15 protein-coding genes are annotated in these 23,783 nt (G+C 43.5%); 6 read left to right on the top strand and 9 right to left on the bottom strand.

Translation table 11 applies throughout. The features are described from left to right. Positions 1-2 precede the first annotated feature (2 nt). Both ABR189_RS10405 and ABR189_RS10400 read right to left on the bottom strand, forming a co-directional pair. On the bottom strand, positions 3-4,922 hold the full coding sequence (locus ABR189_RS10405) for an alpha-L-rhamnosidase-related protein (RefSeq protein WP_354660418.1): 4,920 nt from the start codon (positions 4,920-4,922) through the stop codon (positions 3-5). Positions 4,923-4,935: 13 nt separating this feature from the next. After that, positions 4,936-5,751, bottom strand: coding sequence for a phytanoyl-CoA dioxygenase family protein (locus ABR189_RS10400; RefSeq protein WP_354660417.1), 816 nt, complete (start codon positions 5,749-5,751; stop codon positions 4,936-4,938). 130 nt (positions 5,752-5,881) lie between these two features. Here ABR189_RS10400 and ABR189_RS10395 point away from each other — a divergent pair, with 130 nt between their 5' ends. The 3 genes from ABR189_RS10395 (at position 5,882) to ABR189_RS10385 (ending at position 9,008) form a co-directional block, all read left to right on the top strand. After that, entirely contained in the window at positions 5,882-6,748 is an 867-nt protein-coding gene (locus ABR189_RS10395) for a helix-turn-helix domain-containing protein (protein WP_354660416.1), read from the top strand. Positions 6,749-6,964: 216 nt separating this feature from the next. Beyond that, entirely contained in the window at positions 6,965-8,053 is a 1,089-nt protein-coding gene (locus tag ABR189_RS10390; protein ID WP_354660415.1) for a sialidase family protein, read from the top strand. 55 nt (positions 8,054-8,108) lie between these two features. Then, positions 8,109-9,008, top strand: a complete 900-nt coding sequence (locus ABR189_RS10385; protein ID WP_354660414.1) for a hypothetical protein — start codon at positions 8,109-8,111, stop codon at positions 9,006-9,008. 40 nt (positions 9,009-9,048) lie between these two features. On the opposite strand, the gene ABR189_RS10380 is transcribed toward ABR189_RS10385, so the two are convergent. The 7 genes from ABR189_RS10380 to ABR189_RS10350 form a co-directional block, all read right to left on the bottom strand. Further along, positions 9,049-10,305 (bottom strand): hypothetical protein, encoded by a 1,257-nt coding sequence (locus ABR189_RS10380; RefSeq protein ID WP_354660413.1) that lies wholly within the window; start codon positions 10,303-10,305, stop codon positions 9,049-9,051. Between the two features lie 277 nt (positions 10,306-10,582). Further along, entirely contained in the window at positions 10,583-11,287 is a 705-nt protein-coding gene (locus ABR189_RS10375; protein WP_354660412.1) for a DUF3823 domain-containing protein, read from the bottom strand. Positions 11,288-11,308: 21 nt separating this feature from the next. After that, a complete protein-coding gene (locus ABR189_RS10370) occupies positions 11,309-13,105 on the bottom strand; it encodes a RagB/SusD family nutrient uptake outer membrane protein (RefSeq protein WP_354660411.1) in 1,797 nt (598 codons plus the stop codon). 38 nt (positions 13,106-13,143) lie between these two features. Continuing rightward, positions 13,144-16,488: a TonB-dependent receptor gene (locus tag ABR189_RS10365; protein ID WP_354660410.1), complete on the bottom strand. Its 3,345-nt coding sequence runs from the start codon at positions 16,486-16,488 to the stop codon at positions 13,144-13,146. Positions 16,489-16,842: 354 nt separating this feature from the next. Beyond that, complete coding sequence (locus ABR189_RS10360) at positions 16,843-18,060, bottom strand: FecR family protein (RefSeq protein WP_354660409.1); 1,218 nt, start codon at positions 18,058-18,060, stop codon at positions 16,843-16,845. A gap of 21 nt (positions 18,061-18,081) precedes the next feature. Beyond that, a complete protein-coding gene (locus ABR189_RS10355) occupies positions 18,082-18,642 on the bottom strand; it encodes an RNA polymerase sigma factor (RefSeq protein WP_354660408.1) in 561 nt (186 codons plus the stop codon). A gap of 74 nt (positions 18,643-18,716) precedes the next feature. Continuing rightward, positions 18,717-19,091: a response regulator gene (locus ABR189_RS10350; protein ID WP_354660407.1), complete on the bottom strand. Its 375-nt coding sequence runs from the start codon at positions 19,089-19,091 to the stop codon at positions 18,717-18,719. A gap of 198 nt (positions 19,092-19,289) precedes the next feature. On the opposite strand from ABR189_RS10350, the gene ABR189_RS10345 reads away from it, so the two are divergent. Genes ABR189_RS10345 through ABR189_RS10335 form a run of 3 tightly spaced genes read left to right on the top strand, consistent with a single transcriptional unit; the run spans position 19,290 to position 23,772 of the window. Beyond that, positions 19,290-20,255: a tetratricopeptide repeat protein gene (locus tag ABR189_RS10345; RefSeq protein ID WP_354660406.1), complete on the top strand. Its 966-nt coding sequence runs from the start codon at positions 19,290-19,292 to the stop codon at positions 20,253-20,255. 30 nt (positions 20,256-20,285) lie between these two features. Further along, positions 20,286-22,028 (top strand): ABC transporter ATP-binding protein, encoded by a 1,743-nt coding sequence (locus ABR189_RS10340; RefSeq protein WP_354660405.1) that lies wholly within the window; start codon positions 20,286-20,288, stop codon positions 22,026-22,028. Further along, positions 22,012-23,772, top strand: a complete 1,761-nt coding sequence (locus ABR189_RS10335; protein WP_354660404.1) for an ABC transporter ATP-binding protein — start codon at positions 22,012-22,014, stop codon at positions 23,770-23,772. The genes ABR189_RS10340 and ABR189_RS10335 overlap by 17 nt, the downstream gene beginning before the upstream one ends. The last annotated feature ends 11 nt before the right edge of the window (positions 23,773-23,783 follow it).

The raw sequence follows: 23,783 nt of genomic DNA, 5'->3' as shown, positions 1-23,783 counted from the left end.
TTTTATTGAAAGAAGATACCGCTAATAGCTGCATCATCCCCCTGAAGATGGCTTATCCTTATCCGTACAGATTGTTTAGCAGTAAAGGTATAGTAACTGCCCGCTGAAAATGTATCCACCAGTACCGTTGGATGAATCAGGTTTTTAGTTTGGGCATCAAAAATATCAATAACGAACCTTGTGCTGTTATTGGCTTTTTCGGCTGCCCGGATGGTAAAAGTATAATCCCGTGCTGTGGCTGCTGTAATATCTACATAGAATGTTTGCATGCAAGCCGCAGGGTTCTGTGTGGCTAATGTCCCCGGATTAGTGGGGGCGCCTGTCCGGGATACGGGTTTATCGAGTCTTGGACTACCCAGGGCCTTCTTCTTCCAGGATACCTCAGTAATGTAGTCAGGTAATTTTATTTGGTTATCACCAGTGTCAAACAGCACATATCCATCTTTACCATACCTTCCTTTCCAGCTGGCTTTGGTAACGCTATCTGTTTTCGTTAAGGTAATTGTGTATTGTCTGGTGGATACCGGCTTGATAGGGATTTTATGTTCTTTCGCTACATAATCGATGACCAGGTGATGAGTACCCGGTGTCAGTTGCTTCAGGTGCACGAATTCCTTATCTTCTTCCACTGCTTTTGTTGCAATGGTAGTTGGCCTCCCGTGATCCCATACTACCTTGTTGTTGATCGTAATACGGCTAATCGCTTTACCTGTTTTGGGTATTGCCAGGTGTCCTTCACTGCCTGGTGGTGATATTAGCTGGCCGATTCCTTTTTCAGTATCAAGTTCAAATGAGATATCTCCGAGGGGTGTTGGCATTTTACCTTTTACCCGGGTCAGATTATCGTTGAGATGAGGGATGATCTGGTAAGTTTTGAACCCCGGGGAGGAGGGTTTAATACCCAGTATTTCTTCCGACAACCATTTAGTAATACCACTGCTCCAGGGATGGCAAAGGCTGGTGTAACCATGTTGCCCGTTTGGTACGGGGTCATTGGGTTTAAGAAAGTTTTCCCATTCAGGGCGAAAACATTCCCAGAAAGTAGTGGCACCCAGCCGGAGTTGTCCTCCCCAGCTTTTATCAATAGTTGAAAGTGCTTCCCGGTGTATTCCCGCTGCTGCCATCGCCTTGATGATAAAGTATTGATTAAACGGTGAAAATGAAACGGTATTTACCGGGTCAAGATAATGCTTTTGCAGGAGCATTCCTGTTTCCCTTTCGGATAAAAAATTTCCGTTTATGGCATCAGCTGCCGAATGAATGCCCAACTCATCTGTCCAGTTTGAATCTTTTCTGATTTTGTCCAGTTGCTGTATTGCCAATCTTTCATACGTCATTTGTTGTTCCTGCGCATTCACCTCAGGCATTGCCTTTGATAACCTCAGGCAGGTCTGGATAAACAACATTTTGAAAGCAAATTTACTTTCCCGGCAATTGGGGTTTTCAAACCCGGCTCCCAAACGTTCATCCCAGCCATAGAAGCCCAGATTGGTATCATGTGTCAATGCGCTGTCGGCATGATTTATTTTTCGTTGGATAACCGGCAAGCAGGATTGGAGAAAATCCTTATCACCGGAATAATAAAAATAATCCAGCAAACTAAGTACCCAATAGAGAGAATAACTTTCAATAGCATTATTATCCGGGGCGGTCCTTGTCAGATTATGCTTTATCATGTCATAGTTGGAAAAAACAGCCATACTTACCCCCTGAGAGATATGGGAATCGCCTGTCCAGGAGTGCCTGTCGCCCCGGTCTATTAATATGGCTCCGATATAGTCTTTCAGCAGGTTAAGTTTTACTGCATAGGCCCCTGTATACCACATTCTGTTTAACAACGTATCTGAACATTCAAATGCCCCGGCATAGTTGACCGGTTTGGTTTGACACACAAGGCGCACATTAGTAATGTGCCAGGGCTTATCAAATTTTGATATGTTGATCCATCCAAAGCGGACGCCTTCGTATAATTCCTTATTCAGTTCCAGCCTGTATACATTCCCATGCTTCACCGGAACAGCCGTTTTAACGGGCGATTGAGGACCTGCATTAAATACAGCGGGTTGATTGTATTCACTGATACCTGCGGTGATCTCTCCGCTAAGGTCAGGGCTTTCAAACTCCATCCAGGCAGCGCTTTCCGTTCCAAAATCAAACCGGATACTGCCTGTACCTTTTACCAGGATATTACATGTATCCGTTAATGCTGATCCGGTATTTTCAAAGTTGCCGGGATGACTTAATTCGAAATTGGTAGGGGTAAGATGATAAACTTGTAGTTCCCCACCAGGTTGATGCCATACATAAGATACTAATGGGTCGGGGGAGGAGATAACTTTCTGAGCGGTGATACTACCTCCATGAATGGGTTGATAAGGAGATAGGCTGTCAATGGCCGGAATCTGTAAATTTGTTTCACCAGACTTTTGCAGGTTAAATGTTGCAGGACTACTGATAGTATGCCTGAATGATAACGTGCCGTCTGTCTGGACCGTCAGCAGTGGCTGCTGCCTGTTGTTAACGGATAAGCGGTACTGTGTACCTGGTATCAGTCCTGTAATATTAAATTTGTAGCTATCTGTTGAAGTAATCTTCCAGGAATAGTGGTCTGCCTCCCAGTTGTTAATTGCTATCTTAATGGGCCTGTTCGATGCAGCATCAATTGCCAGCTGTATGATTTCTTTATTATCAGGATAATAGATCAGGCTTTTACCTGCCTTATTGACCCCGAAGGCGTATTTACTTCTTATTGAAAAGCCAGTTGTGCTGATCTGATAATCATCCACACTTAATGTTAACTGATACACCGTATCCCGGAGTGTATAAGAGAAACGGGTACCATTTAAGGAAGAAATCATATTGGGTTCGATACCCATTCTGTTCCACTTGGGTCTGATACCATAGATATCCCGGTAGAGTGCTGTAATGGTAGTGCTGATGCCCGCCAGAATATCTTCTCCAAGCCCCGATTGGGTTTTTCTGCTGTACCGCTGAGAGGATAAGCCATCTTTATTATATTGGTCGAGGATGTTATTGATATACTTAAGGGCGATCTGCTTATCGTAATTTGCATAACACCTGATACCGAGATATCCCCAGGTAGGGAAAATGTCTCCGTTTTCATATCGGGGAAAGGGCCAGTTGTTGTCGTGTACTTCTGCTCTTTTGAATGAATCGAAACAGAGCGGCCAGTGAAAAAGAGATTCCGCATTAGCACGTTCTTCAATCTGGTCCAGTATCATAGCAATACGTTGTTTGTTGTCACAGAGCCCGAAAGTAATGGCCGCAAAGTTTACAGGCGTAACCAGATTGTCGCCATGTACGGAACCATCATTATCCCGCCAGTATACGTATTGTTTTTTATCCGATGACCAGAAGCCACCTTCTTCCACGGGCTTATTAAAAGCAGTTTTAAGCCGTGCGGCAATAGCAGCGTAATAAGCACTTTTTGGCTGATCCCCTAAAATCAGTTCACAGTTGGCCCAGTGGCTTAATGCCTCATATAGTTGTGCGTTTACAAATGCGTTTTCAAATCCTGCCCATACAATATCCAGCCAGTCGCTTGCTTTCTGTTCGGATATGTTGTTGTTCATCATTTCGAAAATCCCGTTATTGTTGCTATCCCGTTTGATCAGCCAATCGAGCGCTTTTTCGCAGCTTTTTTTATGTGTGTGTAACCACCTGATATCTCCTGTTAAATCAAATTGTTCGGCAGTATTGATCACATACCCTGTTTGTGAATCAATCGTATAGCCCCACATTGCTTCGTAATACCCTGTTGCAGGGTTAAAAGTACCTGGTATCTCATCACCTGGCGCATTATGCCAACGGGAAAGCACGCGACCGTCTTCCTGCATAGCCATATCCCGTTCCTGGTCAAGTGTAGCAGACAGATTTTGTGTATAATGCTTATCATTCAATGCCATTCCAATTTGTGCAAAGAATGGTTCATGCAGGCACTTCCAGTTGGTGATCCATCCGTTGGCACCAACAATGTTGTTATCTACCACCCCATAGCGCCCGGTGGTATTCATCAATTCACGCACCGCTATGGCATCAATACCTGGTAGAGTACCCCTGGTGTATGCTTTGGAATAATCTATATACTGTAATTCGATATTAACCCGGATGTTACCTTTTTTGACACGGCATGGGGCAAACACATCGGATCGCTGGGAAACAAACCTGCTGAGGTGGTAGCGTTGACCTAATGCCTTTTCAGTTACAAAATGGGTACACGTAAATGCGTGTTGTCCGGAGTGAGAGTATTTGGTGGCTACTGCATGATTGTCACCAGCATTTACCGCAATGCGTAATGCATCACTGGAGGCTGCATTCCAGAATGTAACACCGCCTGTATGTACACCGTAGGTGTCATGCGGTTTTGACAGGTATTTACACCATACCATTCCGCCATTATCCAGGATGCCCCCCTTCCAGGTAGAGAGTGTCTGGAAGTTCCATTCTGGCAATGCCATTTCCTGGAGGGTGGTGGTATTGTTATATTCCCGGTCGATTACCCACTGTATTTTATCACCTGCCAGTTCAAAGTACCAGGATTCGTTCACGCTATTGCTGTTATCGCCATAGGTGATACCCTTCAGTTTGATGCCATTCGGGGTTGTTGTAATGTGAATGGGCTGGGTTTGACTGTATGAATGGAACAGTGCTTCATCTGTCCGTATTCCTGTGTAGATGCCAGATGGAGATAGGGTATTCTTATTTTTTATTGTCAATTGTGTTATACGGCATCCATGGGAATAATCAATGAAAAGAGAAAGCCGCTGGTCAGGTACGGTAATGCGGATTGTTTTGTCGTTAGCATTATGTATTATTCCTTTAGCTTTTCCATATTCATTGGCTGCTGCCCATACCGTCGTTTGAAATAAGCACAACAGGATCAGGATAAATGTAGATTTCATAGCGGTCGATTCATTAACGGCGGTAAATTAGTGGGTTTTGAGCTTCATTATTGAGTGGATCACCCACACTCAATCCTTTTAAATAATCGTCCGGAAGGATATTTGGGATGCCGTTGTAGCTGTTCCCATCCGGCATGTAAGCACAGGTCATGGCACGACGAAAACCAGGTGTCATGTTTGCGTGAGCGCCGTGTATGGTAAGTCCGTTATGGAACGAACAGCTCCCTGCCTTCATAGGGGCTGCATACGACCTGGACTTGCTGAATTGTGGATATACATCAAAGATGCCCCCCATGTTTTTGCCTATGCCAAAGTTTTCAAAGGTGGTAGTATGGTGTGAACCGGGGATAAAGAATAAACAGCCGTTTTCCAATGTGGCATCATCCAACGCCACCCAGATAGACAATGCCCTGCGGTCTGAAAATGACCAGAAAGGAGTATCAAGATGCCAGGAGGTAGGGTTGGCCCACGGTCTTTTAATAAGCGCCTGGTCATGCCAGATCCGGATACCGTCTACATCGGCGAGCTCAGCTGCCATTTTACCTATACGCTTATCCTGCATCAATTGTCTTACTTCATCACTGGTTTGCCACAAATTCAGCAATTGGTCAAAGACATTATTAAAGTAAGCGGCATCTTTATTTATACCATCTTCCTCCCCCGCCATTATTTGCTTACCGGGCATTTTTAGCCCGTTCCGCTCTCTTACCGCATTGGTCACAGCAGTACGCCAGACTTCCAGCTCTTCCGCATTTAAAAAATCCTCAATGACAACAAACCCGTTTTCATTGTAGAAAGAAAGCTGTTCTTTATTTAATGTGGAATTCATGACCTAAGCTTTAATAGTGGAGGAATAATAGTACAAATTAAGGGGGATCGCCAAATTATAAAATAGGCAAAACAGGTAAATGTTTGCACTTTTTGATATATTTTGATGGTTGAAAACCGTAGGAAGGCCCATGGAGAATTACCATAAATACCTGCATATAAGCCCGCAAGAAGAGGCATGGGATTTTTATGTTACTACTGCGGGGTATAATAAAACGAACAAAAATGATCAGTATCCGGACAAAAAACGGCATCCCCAGGACCACTCATTTTCCTGGAATAAGGGACGCATACTGGATGGGTATTATATTGTATTCATCACTAGCGGACAGGGTATTTTTGAATCAGCCGAAACTGCCCCGAAGATCATCAATGAGGGGAGTTGTTTTATCCTGTTTCCTGGTATATGGCACCGGTATAAACCAGACCCAAAATTTGGCTGGGAGGAATATTGGGTGGGATTTAAAGGGCCATATCCTGAGAAAATAATGAACCGGTTTTTCAGTGCTGGACATCCATTTGTAGATACTGGTTTTAATAAGGAACTGTTATCAGCTTTTGTACAACTGTTAAAAACTATTTCGGAAAGCCAGATTGGTTATCAACAGATCGTATCAGGTATTACCTTGCAGATACTGGGGATATTGAATACTACCAGCATTCATGAAAAACTGAACAGCGATCCTGAATCGGTATGGGTAAGTAAAGTGATGTTTAAGCTGCAAACTGCACTGGACAGGCAAGTTCATATGGAAACGTTAATCGCTGAATTTCCTGTTAGTTATTCCAAATTCAGAAGCTCCTTTAAACGATTAGTAGGAAAGTCGCCCAACCAATATCACCTTTATCTGAGGTTAAAAAAATCTGCAGAATTATTAACCAATACAACACTCACAATCAGTGAAATAGCTTATCAAACCGGATTTGAATCCCTGTATTATTTTTCCCGGTTGTTTAAAAAAAAATATGGTGTATCCCCTAAGCAGTACCGGTTGTAAAAGAGATCTGAGTATCCTATGTTGGGGGTCCTTCTACCGGTAAATAGCATACGAAAGTGCATAATTGGGTGTTACCCTCCAGGTTACAAAAATCATTAGAAGTAGGTATTTTGATAATATCCGGAACATTATATCTTTGCGGAGAATTGTTAACCAATCCCTGAAATAACCTGCTGCTTTAAAGCTACATTACATAACAACCCAAAATCAAAATGCATGTATATTAAAAGACTGTTGCTGCTATTATTTGTTTACTGTTGTCTGGCGGCTTGTTCAAAAGGAGGAAATGAGCAACCGGTAACACCTGACCCTGAACCACCTGTTGTGAATCCTCCTATAGAACCGGCAGACGGTGGCCTGGATACCCTTGGTAAATGGACATGGCTGGATGATAGCAAGAATGCAGTCAGCGGTAATCAGGTCTTATTCTGGAATGCGGATACCGGATATGTGGTAAATACACAATTTCATCCATCCGCAGGCTTAAAGGCTACTTTTGATGGTGGTAAAACATGGTTGCCGGACGAAGGTAAATTTTCTGTATATAGTGTTACAGCATGGTCTAAAATGTATCTAAAGGATGGTGCAACTGCTATTGTATACGCGAGATATATACCTGGAAACATCCGTGCGCTGTATGAGCCCTATTATTTAAAGATGGATTTTGCCGCTAATGGCGCTGCCGGCACAAACCTGCTGCAATTCCGTTATACTAATTTTATTCAGGATGTGCAGTATATGGATACCACCCGGTATATATTGGAGCGGGGTGGAGCATTGCATATGATTTCCACCCACGTTTGGAATACCTACACATTTAATTTGGAAGATAACGCCAGTACGGTATATTTTACCGATGTAGAGAAAGGATGGGTAGGGACAGAAAGCGGTAAGCTATTTGCCACAACTGATCGTGGAAAAACCTGGAATAATCAGTTAACAGCTCCCACCGGTGTAGTATTGTTTGATGTTACTTTTGCAGATAAGAATAATGGATGGATTGTAACAAATTCTAATCTTATTTACCGTACGGTAAATGGAGGAACTACCTGGGATAAGATACAGATTCCTGGACCGGCTGCAACTTCCACTGAGGTTTATTATTTTTCCCGGAACATTGTCATGGTCAGTAATACACATGGTTTTATCAATGTTGGAAATGCCATCTACGAAACGAAAGATGGTGGAGCCACCTGGCAAAGGTCTGGCCGTACTGGCAAAGATACTATTGAATGGCTGAGTTACGATAAGAAGAATACGGTATGGGCCGCTACTTCTCATGGACTGCTAAAGCTGGTATTGTAGGTGTCTCCGGAAAATGTTTGCGACCTGTTTAACCCATTATTATAAATAAAAAGTCATGAAAAACAATGCCCTATTATCAGCCTTACTTGTATTGTTATCTACAGGAGCCGCAGCACAAATAACAAATGATTACATCCAAAATCAGAATGGAACGGCGCAGTCTGCTAATTTCTGGATCAATGGATTAATGAAAGGACAAAACGGGTTACTGATTGTCAAAGATGGCGCTGATGTTCCCATGACCGGTATCCGCATTGTTAACAGTGGTGACAAGGGAGGCAATTTCCAGCTTACCAGTGGCACTGTACCTGGGCTTGCCACCTGGGTGAATGATGGAGCAGCCTGGCGGGAGCGGATGAGGATCTTAAACAATGGATACGTTGGGATCGGCCTTACAAACCCTACAGAGGTTTTTCATGTAAGAAAGGATATCATTGGAAATACCTATCTGAAAGTGCAGAATAACCAGGATGATCCTACTGCAAGGGCAGGGGTTGCTTTTACTACGCTTAATGGTATCTGGAGAATGGATGCCATAAGAGGATCTGGTTTTGCATTGAGCAGCCCTGGTATTGAGAGTGTATGGTATGTGACTAATTTTGGAAATGTAGGAATTGGTACTACTAATCCTGGTGGATATAAACTGGCAGTAGAAGGAATGATAGGAGGTCGTAAGGTAAAGGTGACTTCAGTGGATTGGTGGGCTGATTTTGTGTTTGCTGAAGATTATAAGCTGCCCACTCTAAAGGAGCTTGAACAGTTTATTACTACAAACAAACATCTTCCGGGTATCCCAACGACGGCAGAGGTGAGGAAAGAAGGCTTGGAGCTGGGAGAAATCAATGCCAGATTATTACAAAAAATAGAAGAGCAAACGCTTTATATTATTGAACTGAATAAAAAACTGGAGGAAGTAACCAGCCGGCTAGATAAGCTGGAACATTCCTCCAGGTGAATGTAATATCTTAATGATTTTAGTTAGCCTCGTCCTGTTATCAGAAGCTGATACGCCTTTTAGGCTCCGCTGGTTTTAATGCATGAAGCGGGGCTACTTTGTTTTCATCCATATCTAATACCAACGGGTCATTATATTCAGGTGATTGCAATGCCCTTGCAATGAGTGCATCATCAATTTTGGGTCCTCTCTTAACCTCTCCTGAAGGCTGTGGTGGTGGCGTAATAGTAGATCCTCCCCGGGTGCCGGTACCCATAGTGGGTAAGTTGCCAGCACCGGTATCTTCTTCTCCAATTGATTTCGGTACAGGCGTTTTGGTGGCGTTAAAAGTTTTTTGTTCTTCATCAAACTGAGTGGCGTAGAATACGGTCAGTTGCTTGATTTGAGGAGGAGTCAGGTCTGCACACCGGCGTATAGCGAGTATAACGGACTGAAAAATTTCATTTGCCTTGGTCAGGTTGTCTTGCCATACATTGGTTTGCACCTCTTCAAAAAGTGTATGAAAACTAAAAGTAGTATAGTCATTCCTGACCGTAGTTTTTACAATTTTATAAAGGAGGTAATCATAATCAATATAGGGCTTGATGCTGGCCGCATCATCCCCGTAATGGAGCTGTTCTTCCTTTACCCAGAATTTGCCGGGATCAATTTTCTTTTGATCAGCACGGATGATCACATAATAACCTGGAGCAAAATTATTGGAGGTATTGGTAGCTGGGTCGGCAAATGAATTACGTTGCCCCAGGCGGAATTGCATCTGGTCGCCCATGTCAAAAAAGCTTTCAATGCCATCGGTCAATGGGCCAGATATGTTGAGATAAGAGGTTAGCTTGGTGCTATCGAAAACCTTGGCTACTGTTTCCAGCAGGCTCAATGCCTGCCTGGCCCAGTCCTTGGTTTTTACCCGGAATAGCCCCAGAAACAGGGATACTTCATCACCGATGTAAGGAGTGGGGCCTACTACACGGGTGTTTTTATAACGGATTCTTTCATCTCCATCCAGTTGGCCAATACCATTGAGTAAACTGGGGCCTACTACAAAAGGAAAATTATTACGTTTTTTGTCATAGATGAACTCTGTTAAGACTACTGTAAGCGGATTATATTCGTTCCAGTATTCCCTTTTGTCTTTCAGGAATTGTTCTGCTATCCTGATTTCAAAATAAGCAGTATTGGCAATGAAGGGCGTTTCATCTACGGTTACACCGGTGATACGGGCCGCAGGAATTTGAAAGGAGGGAGGAACCACAGCAGGTGAGCTGATAAGCCTTTTCCAGAAATCTGCAATTTTAGACATGAGGTATAGATTTATAATGCTTAGGGTGATATTAATAACCGGGATATTGAAAATTTGGGGTCAGATAGCCTGCTCTATAGTTTTAATGAGATAAGTAGTGCGTTAAAGCCAGATTTACAAATCGTCAGTTAGCGAATTTCGGTAAGATTCATCAGATTATCAAATGATAAAAAAAAGCCGGCTTTATCAGCCAGCTTAAAGAAAACAGGGGCTGTAGGCTTTTGGCTTTCAGCCCCTGTTTGTTTTCGTATATATATAATTGGGGTAGATTTTACGGTTAATTACCCGTCTTTACTTTGATTACAGGTGTATAATTAAAGTAAAGCGTTGGATTACCTGTATTGCTGGTACGGCTTGCTGCACGGAGATAGTAAACGGTATTGGGTTTTAAACCGGTAAATACCTTCTCGTAGGTAGTACCTTCAATAGTAGCATCTGGCACGTCTTGCACGTCACGGGCATCGTTAAAGGTGTAACTATTGACATCTACTCCTTCTGTGGTGCCAATCACTGCTGCCACCCGGGCTATCTTTTGAGTATTATCATTCCGTTTTACTGTATATTTAATAGTTACGCTGTTGCCGGTTACTTCCGTAGTAGCGGTAACATGCAGGAATGGTTTTACCATAATATCCTTTTCGGTACGGCCATTCACATCCACGGTGATAGTGTCATTATAATAAAAGGGGCCTTCTGCCACGATTTTGTATTTACCGGAAAAGAGCATGGCATTTTCATAAGTCCCATCATGATGCACAGATGCATTAATCGGGTTTGGGTTATTCGTGCCATATTGCAACTGATAGTATCTGAGTACAGCGCCATTAAGGGTTTGTACAGGTACGGCAGCATTGGTGGTCTTATCCACCAGCTTCCCAAATAAGCCGGCATTGGGGGCTTCATAGTTATCTTTTTTACAGCCTGTCAGTACTGCACTCCCCAGCAATACAGCTACACAGGTATTTATGATATGTTGTTTCATTGATTTAATTTTTTGATGTCATTAATAACCCGGGTTCTGTACGAGGTTGCTGTTTTTGCTGATTTCATCCGGTGGTATTTTTACATAATACAGTTTAGGAAGAAAGGTGCGCGTATTTTTAGGTGCAGGTACAATCTCAAAAGTATACTTCATAGCAGCGGGTGCTTTTCCATTTTCCCACATCAGCCAGGGGTATAATGCATGAAACTGGGTATTGTTCAATACATCTGTGGCGATTCTCCAACGGCACATATCCCACCAGCGGTGATTTTCGAATGCCAGTTCTACCTTACGTTCATGACGTACCTGGTCGCGGGTAACACTTGTTAAAGCCTTTATACCTGCCCGCTCCCGGAGTTCATTGATAGCTGTTAATGCATCTCCTGTTTTGCCTAATTCTATGGCAGCTTCTGCATAGTTCAGTAATACTTCAGCATACCTGAAAATCATCCAGGGAGTGGTAGACATCTGGCTGTTTACCCTGTTCACCGGATCCATGAATTTCTTGATATAGAAACCTGTTTTAGTGGGATCACCAGCCAGTAACGGGCCGTCTTTGCCTACTCTGGGAATGCTGTTGGCACCAGTACCATATACATCTGTGAGGTTAGGAGAAGTATACTTGGTGCCATTGTCTATAACTCCTCTTCTGATTTCTACTATGCCGCCCTGCCAGCTGGTAAAAGGATACATGATGCTGGCTTTAAACCGTGGGTCTTTGTTTTTGAACAGGTCGGCAGGATTGCTGTATACAATGGGATTACCACTGGCATCCTTAATTTTAAGCGTGCCTTTGGTACCGTCTGTATATTCAAACTCTTCAGCCAGCTCTGTAGTAGGATTTGTTACACAGCCATAGTCTACTTTGAAACTTTGTGGTGCATTGTAAAAATCAAAGCTATGTGATTTGTCAGGAGCCTTGTAGGTTTTTACAAAAATAGCTTCCTTGTTTTTGTCCATATCGGCAGCAGTCAGGAAAAGTTGCTGGAAGTTGTCCGTCTTATCCGGGTTTTCTTTGTATAATTGAAACTTTCCGGAGGTGATAATGGCTTTGGCAGCATCATAAGCTTTTTGCCAATATCCATCAGCGGGAGATGCAATACCTACCAGGCCCCCAAGTTGAACAGTACCATACTTGGCTATTGATGCAGCATATAGCATAGCCCTGCACTTGAGTGCAAGTACAGCATAGCGGGTAGCCCTATACCGGTCATTGGCAGCATAAGATTCTGGTAATTGGTCTACGATGGCATCCAGTTCGCTCGCTACAAAATCATAGATTTCCTGTTCTTTGTTTCTGGGCACCTTCAGCTCTTCCAGGTTGCTGCCGTTATATTGCTGTACTTTGGTAATGAGTGGTATCCCGCCATATCTTTTTACCAGGGAGAAATAGTAGAATGCTCTCACAAACCGGGCTTCTGCGAGGAACCTGGCTTTTAATTCCTCATTGATACTGGTTACAGCCGGTATTTTTTGAATAAAATCATTTACGGTTCTTACTAGGTCGTACTTCCACCATATATAATATCCATCTTCTAAAATAGGGTCCAATGTATATCCCCAGCTATAGGAGCGTACGGCTTCATCCGTAGCCTGGCTGGGAAATAATGCTTCACTGCCATCCATAAAAAAGCCAAGGTCTTCCGTTGGCATGTTATTATATAAATTGGCAGTAAGCGCCTGAATACCGGACAAGGAGCCATAGGCAGCATCATCTGCAATAATATCCAGTGGTTTCCTTTCCAGAAAGTCTTTGTTACATGAAGTCACAATGACTGCGAACAGGAGACAGGTGATATGTTTATATATACTTTTCATAATTAAATATTATTTATGTACAGCTAAATATCCGGGGATCAGAATTGTAGATTAAGACCAAGTGTAAGTACACGTTGCTGCGGATAGTATTTGCCATTACCTGCGAAATTGGTATCATCATTACTGGGCATTTCCGGATCCATAAACTTCAGTTTATCGAAAGTGAACAGGTTTTGTCCGGAAAAATAGAAACGCACCTGCTCAATACCCACTTTCGCAAGTATTGGCTTAGGCAGGCTATATCCCAGTTCCAGTGTTTTAACACGGAGATAAGCCGCATCCTTCATCCAGAAATCAGAAACTTCCTTATTGTTTTGCAAACCGTTTACGATAGTAGAAGGATATTTGCCGGGTACCCATTCACTTTCCGGATCATACATGTCTTTTCTGTGCCAGCGGTCAGTAAATAAAGCATAGGTAGTACTACCATTGACGAAAGGATCTTTAAGCGCAGCATCCAGCAAAATGTTATAATTAGCAGCACCTTGCAGCAATACTGTCAGGCTAAAGCCTTTCCAGGATGCGGAGAGGTTTAAACCATAAAATAATTCAGGAGTAGTGCCCCGTCCAATAATTGTCTGGTCGTTGCTGTCGATAACACCATCATTGTTCAGGTCCACATATTTAATATCGCCCGGCTTTAGGCTGGTATTACCTTTTTTGTCTTGTATAGCCCAACTGGCAATTTCTTCCTGGCTCTGGAATTGTCCCGCAGTTTTATACCCCTTGTAGAGGTTGGTCCATCTGCCATTATTCTCCAGATTTCTCCAGTTGTCTACCGCATTCGTTGCACCAGCACGCTCTATATAATCATACTTGGTTCTGGTCCAAGTTAAATTGGGAGATACATTAAGGGTGATATCACCAATTCTTTTATTGTATCCCAGAGATAGTTCAAAACCCTGGGTGCGGTCGCTGTTCAGATTTTCCTGCGGTAAAGTAGCACCATAGGTTCCGGGCAAGGATAGCAGCCGGGTTGCCAGCAAACCGGTACGTTTCCGGAAGAATACGTCAAATTCTACAGTAAACATGTCCTGCAGAAAACCTGCTTCAAAACCAATATTGGTAGTCGTGGCGTTAAACCAGGTCAGCAACAGATTAGGCGTACCACCAGGAGCAAGGCTGTTGATAATGTTATTGCCAAAAATGTAATTTCCGCCTTGTGGGAGAGTATATCCCGTGATATACTGGAATGCGGTGGCACCATTATCATCTCCCAGTTTACCCCAGGAGCCTCTTATTTTAAGGTTGTTAACCATATTGGCGGCGCTGCTGAAGAATGGCTCATCGCTTATTCTCCAGCCTGCGGATACGGTAGGGAAGAATCCCCAGCGATGATCCGGTGCAAATTTGTAAGAGCCATCATATCTGAATCCCAGTTCCAGGAGATACCTGTTTTTGTAATCATAGTTTACACGGCCTACATAACCCATATAGGCAGATTCATTTGCCTTACCGTCGTTGTTTTTATTGGTACTGGATCCGGCAAACAGCTGGTCTAGTCCGTCCAAAGTAAATTCCCGGTAAGCATTAAAATTGCCTTCATTAATCTGGCTTCGCTCAAATAACAAAAGCGCCTTTACGTTGTGCTTTTTGGCAAAACTGGCCTCGTAATTCAGGGAAAACTGTAATAAGCTGTTGTCAGCCTGCTCATTGGTCTGTTTTAGGTTGGAAGGATCATTGCCGGTATAACCTACTTCATATGCTTTCGTAGCCTCATTATAGTTATATAAGTCATATTTCTTTACCCACCTTTTTATATTATTGGTACCTGATTGGTAGGAAAATAACCCCTTAGCACTTAATCCTTTTACATAAGGTAGTTCATAAGTAAGGGATGCAATACCGCTCAGATTCCTGTAATTACTGGTTTCGTAGCCGGAATAGTCACTATTCATGGATGCCAGTACATTTTGACTAAAGTTTGTTACCGCCAGGTAGTCGGGATTATCATTGGCATACATCGGGTAGGTAGGGTAGGAGCGTTGAATCTGCCCCATTAAAACGCCTGCTTCTGTACCTGGGAAATGCCTGTTTTCCAGCCGTCCGCCCAGGTTCAATTCGGCCGTCAGCCGTTTGTTGATCTTTGTGCTGATATTACTGCGGAAATTGTATCGCTTGAACCGGGTATCTCCGCTTTTCCACATGCCTTCCTGGTTTAAATAGCCCAGGGAGAAGAAGTATTTGGTAGCTTCTGTACCACCACTGACGTTCAGGTTGTGATATTGTTGTGGACTGTTTTTACGGATAGCGGCATTATACCAGTCAGTACTTTCATATCCTTTTTGCCCTTCCCGGTATTTTTTGATGTTTTCAGCACCATATACCGGTGCAAGGCCCTGATTGATCTGGGATTCATCTGTCAGCTCTGCAAATTCAGCGGCATTTACATAGCGGGGGTAACGGGTATTGCTTTGGATACCTATATAAGTATTATAGCTGATTTTAGGTTTGGATACGGTACCTCGCCTGGTAGTCACCAATACCACACCATTAGCTGCACGTACACCATATACTGCGGCAGAGGCATCCTTCAGGATAGAAATGCTTTCTATTTCTGAAGGGTCCAGCTGTTCAAAGGTAGACGGTACCCCATCCACAATAATAAGTGCCGTACCTAATCCCCTGATATCAATAGCGGCGCCATCCTTACCCGGTTCCCCACTTCTTTGCACTGCTCTTATACCAGGCAGCCTGCCTGCCAGGGCATTGCTTACATTGGCAACTGGCGATTTGGCAATTTCACTTCCTTTTACTGCGGCTACGGCTCCGGTTACATTTACTTTTTTCTGTGTACCGTAACCTACTACTACCACCTGGTTCAGATCGCTGACTGCAGGTACCAGTACTACGTTAATAACGGCTTGCTGGCCTACAGCTATTTCCCGGGGCGTAAAGCCCATTAGTGAAATCACCAGCACATCATCTGCTTTGGCATCCAGTTTAAACGCACCGTTCTCGTCCGTATAGGTACCTCTTTGTGTACCTTTAATAGCAATGCTTACATAAGACAGCGGAGCTCCTTTTTCATCTGTAATCCTTCCGGTAATCTCAGCTACAGTAAATGGCGCAATCTCGTTTTCAGATGGCCGTTTGCGTGTCAGTATCACCGTTTTATCTACTATTTCGTAAGAGAGCGGTTGTTCTTTAAGACAGGCTTTTAAGACCTGCTCTATAGAGCCACGGCTAATATTCAGGTCTACAGGTTTAGTGCCCGTGAGCCATTCATCGCGGTATATAAAGGTGTAGCCTGATTTTTGCTCGATAAGCCCAAATACATTTTCCAGTGACTTATTTTTCACAGACATGGAAATATGCTGGGCAAATACATTTGCAGAGGCATTTACGCAAAATGCGGTCAGTAGTAATGTGGTTAGTTTCATAACCCTGATAACTTTGTTACTCGGACAATAACCTATACGGGCTATTGATGGCCATGTACGGCGATGTCTGGTGAATAAAAACCGTATGACAGGAACGGTTTTAACATAACGATCCAATTGCATAGATTTGCAGTGTTTGGGTGGAGAAATCAATAATCTTTAGTCGGATATTTGTTTTGCGATAACCCAGACATTTATGCCAGGGGCGGTTCCAAGCGCTCCTGGTTTTTTATGAGTTATCTTTTACGCTTACTTAAGGCGCATTTTTCATAGTGTTACTTCATTTTGGTTAATAATAAATGGTTATTGGTTGCTTTTAAAAAGTGAATGAATATCTGGCCGTGGAATTAAATATTAAGGAAGTATAATAAGCTTGTTCTTTTCCAGTTTGCAATGCACACCACTGAGTTCCAATACGCGCAGCACTCCCGAAAGCTTCATACTACGTGGAACCTTACCGGTGATATGGCCTTGTGGTACTTTACCCTGATAAACGACCTCTATGTCATACCACCTGGATACCTGGCGCAGCACCATGGCCATATTACTGCTGGAAAACCGGAACATGCCGTCTTTCCAGGCAATCGCCTGTTCTGCCTCCGTTTCATTGATGGTTACCAGCCCGGTTTGATTGTCTACTGTAGCCTGTTGTCCGGGAGTAAGTGTTTTTTCCTGGGTACCCTGTAAAACTTTTACAGCACCCGAAAGAAGGGTGGTATTAATACTCTTTTCATCCGCATAAGCCATCACATTAAAGCTGGTTCCCAGTACCTTTACCTGCAAACTGCCGGCTTTTACGAGAAATGGTTGATGGGCGTCCGGTGCTATTTCAAAGTATCCTTCACCGGTTAATTCCACACTTCTTTCTTTACCGGTAAAGGAGGTAGGGTATTTCAGTGTACTGGCTGCATTGAGCCATACCCGAGAGCCATCAGGCAGTGTAAGCTGGTATTGCCCTCCTTTAGGGATAGACATGGTATTATATAACACTTCATGGGTATTGTTGCCGGGAGTATCCAGGTAGGTCAGGGAGCCATCGTCCTGTTTTACAATACTGGCATTGCCTTGTAAGGCAAGGGTACCATTGGCCGCACTATCTAATATAATCTGCCGGCCATTGCTAAGGGTGAGTACTGCTTTATTTGTGCCGGGAGGTACATCATATTGTAAAGCTATCTCATCATTTCCAGGGGCAGTTGCCGGTGCTGCCTGTTGTTGGAGCCAGAAGTAACTACCTGCCGCGAGAACGAGGAGGGCGGCTGCTCCCCACCATAAGCGCCGGTATTTCTGCACCAGGGGTACTATTGGGGTATGCATGCCTATCCGCTCTTCCATTTGCCGGAGCATCCGTTGTTCATGTGCCGCCTCACTTGCCGCAAATGATGCCGGAATATCAACAGGGGCATCCTGGCTGGTATTGTACCAATCAGCATATTCTCTGGCTTCTTCCGGGGTAATAGTGCCTTTCAGCCATTTTTCGGCCAGCACCTCATACCGGTGTTTTGCTTCTTCCTGGTTCATAATAAAAGCATCGTCTTTATAATAGGTCAATCGGGAAAGACGAATCCCCATATGAGGGGAAAAAGATTTTAGCTAAAAGCTAAAAAAAGAGGATAAGTGTTTCAGCGCCGTTTTCAGCGATTTAATGGCTCTGGAGAGGTTATGTTCTACTGCTTTTTCGGAAATATCCATCTGGCGCGCAATTTCCTTTTGGGAAAGTCCTTGTTCGCGGCTAAGCTGATAGGTTAGTCTGCAACGGTCGGGCAGGCGGGCTACAAGGTTGGACAGCTGGTCTTTTAGTTCTTCAAAACTAAGCCATTGCTCGGTAGAGTGATCTTCCGGGGATAGGTTTTCCCTGGCATAAGCCGTATAGGCCCGGGCTCTTTTTTGCCTGGCCTGTAAATTAATGACCCGGTATTTCATAGCTACCGCCAGGTAGGCAGGTAGGGAGCTGGTAAGTTCAATGGAATGTCTGCGATCCCAGAAATCAGAAAAAACATCCTGTACCAGCTCTTCTGCATCAGCAAGATTATCCAGCTTATTGGCAGCTACAGAAAATAGTAACTTCCAGTACCGTTTATAAAGTGTAGTAAAAGCACTTTCATTCCCCTCCTGGAGCTGGTGAAGTAGTTGTATATCGCTCAGTTCTTGCATATTCTTTTATCCCTTCTCCACGACCGTGTATCAAGTGGTTGGTATCAACGCTAAAAATAGTAAATACCCCGGAATTATTTGGCTGGACTATTAAGTAAGGTATTGATAGCATTTTCTATTTCTTTTCCCGAAGCATTTTTCCCAAGGTAGCCATTGGCGCCTGCCTGTAAATAATTGAGTCCATAGCGCAGTTGATCCTGAGCAGAAAAAATAAGAATCTTAATACCGGGTTGACAAAGCCGGATGGTCTTTATCATTTGCAGATTATTACCTCCGGGAATATTAATGTCCAATATAAGCAGTTCAAACCTGGTTTGGGCTAATTGCCTGACTACCTGGTTCAGGTCATCCGCTTCAACTATATTAACCGGATCTAATAAGTGCTGAATTATGCTAGAGACACCTAAACGCACAATAGGATGACCTTCCGCAATAAGGATTGACTTCATAGATATATGGGATGCTATTCGGTAGGCAAAACTAGTGTTTTCCCTATATGTTTGTGTAGTAGAAGTACTACATGCCTGTAGCGGATTTTCGCAATCATCAAAAAAATAATTATTTTCATGCGTTCATCGTATGACCAGCATATAATTAAATGCACTCCGGCAGGCATAGCGGAAACCGTAAAGATTAAATAACAAAAGATGGCAAAAAATGATATCAGGAAGGCCGTGCCCTTGCCTGCAGCGTTGGAATCCAGAACGTTTGACCTGCAGGGGGCCGCGCTTGACTATCTCCCCAATCATATTCACCAGGCCGTTGTAACCATTAAATCTGCCTGGGATTTGCTTCCGGAACCGAAGTTCAATACCAGTTGTTCCGACACGATTTTGTCTGACTACATCTATATCCTGAATTTTGCCCTGAAACATGAGGAAGCAAGCCTATTGCTGGGACAGTGGATCGCAGATATCGAAGGTAGTGGGTACAAAATATATGTGGTAACACCTTATCTGCTGATGGGCGAAACGTTGCTCTTCCTGGAAAAACCTGCGGCGGCAAAAGCATATTTCCAGAAAGCTTTGGAGTTAGGCACCAGGCGTGATTTTTCAGATAAACCCGTTTTATACCTGGATATTGCAACCGGCAAAATAAAGGATGAGGAAGTAATAACCCGCGAGTTTGAAGCGTTGGATCTGTTGGAAGTGTGGGCCAAAAAGGAAGCTGATACGGCTGCGGTAGGTGAGCTATCAGATACTGTATTGGAAAAAATCGATGAAATTTGTGAAGCGGGCAGTGAGCTGTTTGATGAAGACGAATATAAGCAAGCTATTAAAACATGGGGAAAAGCCTTCGACCTGATACCCGAACCGCAAAATAGTTATAGTCAAAGTCTTTGGTTACATAGCTCTATAGGGGATGCTTATTTTCTGCTTGGTGATTTTAAGAAAGCAGCAGCGCATTTTTTTGAAGCCAAAAGTAATATAGCAGAGAATGGTTACACCAATGCTTTTGTGATGTTGCGCCTGGGGGAAAGCTGCTTTGAAATAAATGATATAGAAAATGCCAAAGAATTTCTTGTAAGGGCATATATGCTGGAAGGAAAAGGCCTGTTTGAAAGTGAAGACGAAAAGTATTTTAATTTTCTCCGGGAAAGCGTAAAATTATAATGCTGTCCCGTTATTCTTACTCAAAACCAGATGAAATCACAACCGGTAAGTAAAAAACAACCACCAGGACTTTTCAGTTTGCTCAAGCCATATGGCAAGCTGGTGTTTTTACTGGTGTTATTTGCACTATTCAGTAACGGGCTTAACTTATGGTTACCCAAGATCATTGGTAATGGTATTGATGCCTTCAGCAGCGGTAAGTTTGCTTATAAGCCCGTGATTATCCGGTTTTCCATTGCCGTATTCATAATATTGATCTTTACCTATTTACAGAATGTTATACAGGTATATGTTTCGGAGCGTGTGGCGAGAGACCTGCGTACCAGGATCGCGGAAAAAATTTCCCGGCAAAACTTTTCCTGGATAGGAGAGGCTAATCCGGCCCGGTTGCTCACCAATCTTACTGCTGACGTGGATGCGATCAAATTATTTGTATCACAGGCGATCGTATCATTGGTGTCTTCCGCATTTATTATCATCGGTGCCAGTATATTATTGCTTACGATCAACTGGAAGCTGGCCTTAGCTGTAATTGCAGCTATCCCGGTAATGGGAATCACCTTTTATGTAGTGCTCAATAAAGTACGGGCATTGTTCATCAAAAGCCGGGAAATAATGGACTGGCTGAATAAGGTGATCAATGAGAGTATTCTGGGGGCAGCGTTGATACGGGTCATCAACTCCCAACAACTGGAATCTGTAAAGTTCCTGGAAGCTAATACAAAAGCATTGGATTTTGGACTGTCCATCCTGAAATTATTTGCAGGCCTTATTCCGGTGATCTTTTTTACGGCCAATATCACCGGGTTAGTGATTCTGGCTTTAGGAGGCCATTTTGTAATTATGGGCACAATGAGCCTGGGTGATTTTGCGGCCTTTAACAGTTATTTATCCCTGCTGATATTTCCAGTCCTGGTTATTGGATTCATGAGTAATATCATCGCTCAGGCTACTGCTTCTTTTCAGCGTATCAGCACGGTGATCAATATGCCAGATGTGCCTGAAACAGGTACCGTTTCAGCTCCTTTACAGGGTGATATACAGTTCAGAGATGTAACGGTAATGTATGAGCAAAAGCCAGCATTAAAGAACATCTCCTTTTCTATTAAGGCTGGTTCAAAAATAGCTGTAATTGGCCCAACGGCGGCGGGAAAAACACAGCTGCTGTACCTGCTGATGGGACTAACGAAACCCACTTCCGGTGTGATTGAAATAGATGGCCGGCCGGTAACAGATTACAAACAGGATTCCTTTTATAGTCAGATAGGGTTTGTTTTCCAGGATAGTATCATTTTTAATATGAGTATCCGGGAGAATATTGCCTTCAGTGATACCGTGACGGATGCATTGCTGGAAAAAGCGATCGTTACAGCAGAGCTGAAACCTTTTATTGATAGACTGCCGGATAAAGCAGATACGCTGGTGGCTGAACGGGGCAACAGCCTGTCGGGCGGACAGAAACAACGCATCATGCTGGCTCGTGCTTTGGCGATCAATCCCAGAATCCTGCTACTGGATGACTTCACCGCCCGGGTGGACAACAACACAGAAAGTAAAATCCTGGCAAATGTTCAACAGCATTACCCGGGATTAACCCTGCTTTCCGTTACGCAAAAAATTGCGTCGGTGGAACACTATGATCAGATCATCCTGTTGATGGAAGGAGAGATCATCGCAAGTGGTACACATCAGGAGTTACTGCAGGCCAGCCCTGAATATGTGCAGATATTTAATTCACAGCAAAGCACCAGCAATTATGAATTACAATCTTAATAAATTTGCCGGGCAGGAGCAGAAAATATCTAACTACGCTGCATTCAGGAACCTGTTGCAACTGATATCGCATGAGAAAAAGCATCTCATGCTGGCATTGTCTGCTATTTTGATTAACTCCGGACTTAGCCTGTTGGCGCCTTTCCTGGTAGGGTACACTATTGATACCTATGTGGTGCAAAAACAATATCATGGTGTTCTCGTGTTCTCCGGTATCTTACTGGTCATGTATCTGGTAGCATTAGGGACCAGCTACCTGCAAACAAAACTAATGGGAAGTGTAGGACAACGCACGCTTTTTACCTTGCGTAATGCGGTCTTCAATAAAATACAACAACTCCCGGTAGCATTCTTTAATCAGAATAAAGCAGGAGACCTGATTTCCCGTGTGAATAATGATACGGACAAATTGAACCAGTTTTTTTCCCAATCACTGATGCAATTTGCAGGTAGTATCATTACGATGATAGGAGCAGGGATTTTCCTGTTGGTCATCAATTTTAAACTGGGGGTGGCTACTTTATTACCGGCATTGTCCATATTGGTTTTTACCAGGATATTATCCCCCTGGATAAAAAGAAAAAATGCGGTGAGCCTGAAAGCTTTTGGTGGCATGAGTGCAGAGATACAGGAAAGTCTGGGCAATTTTAAAGTGATTGTTGCCTTTAATCGCCGGGATTATTTCAGGACACGTTTTAATACAGCTAATGAACATAACTATGCTACCGCTATCTGGGCAGGACTGGCTAACAATGTTTTCCTGCCTTTTTATGGACTGTGTGCAGGGCTGGCACAACTAATGGTATTAGCCTACGGGATTTACCTGATTGCGGAAGGGCAGTTCTCAATTGGGCTGCTGGTGAGCTATCTGTCCTACGCTACTTTCTTTTATAATCCTTTAAGGCAACTGGCTACTTTGTGGACCAACTTCCAGGTGGCAATGGCCGGATGGGACCGTATTACGGAGATACTTTCCCTGGAAAGCAATCTGCCCACAATAGCAAGTAAAGACGTGATACAGGATGCGGCGCTACTTACTTTCAAAAATGTACATTTTGCTTATCCTGAGGGTAGGGAAATCCTGCATAACATCAACTTTAGCCTGGAACAAGGTAAAACCTATGCACTGGTAGGCCCCACAGGTGGTGGCAAAACCACTACCGCCTCCCTGATTGCCCGTTTGTATGATCCGTCTAAAGGGATCGTGTTGCTGAATGGAAAAGATATCCGCTCTTATGATGATGCAGAACGTACCCGTAGGATTGGTTTTATACTACAGGAACCTTTTTTGTTTACAGGCACTGTTAAGGAAAATATCCTGTATGGGAATGCACTGTATCAGCATAATAGCAATGAACAACTGGAGCAGGTGATTAAGGAAGCTAACCTGGAAAAATTGCTGGCCATTTTTGATAACGGGCTTGATACAAAAGTGCTGTCGGGTGGAGATGGAGTAAGCCTTGGGCAAAAACAACTGATTGCTTTCATGCGGGCGGTACTGCGAAAACCCGACCTGCTGATCCTGGATGAAGCAACCGCTAATATTGATACGGTAACAGAACAACTGCTCAGCGAAATATTGGAGAAATTGCCACCCACAACTACCCGTGTGATCATTGCACACCGGCTCAACACCATTGAGAATGCAGATGAGATATTTTTTGTGAGTGCCGGAGAAGTAACCCGGGCAGGATCCTTCCGGAATGCAGTTGACAAGCTGTTAAGCGGAGAGAGTAAAAGCTGATGATCTGCAGA

Origin of the sequence: Chitinophaga sp. H8 (assembly GCF_040567655.1) — a bacterium.
Taxonomy (GTDB): Bacteria; Bacteroidota; Bacteroidia; order Chitinophagales; family Chitinophagaceae; genus Chitinophaga; species Chitinophaga defluvii.
Note: the sequence above shows the minus strand (reverse complement) of the source record. Positions and strands in the feature narration are given on the sequence as shown.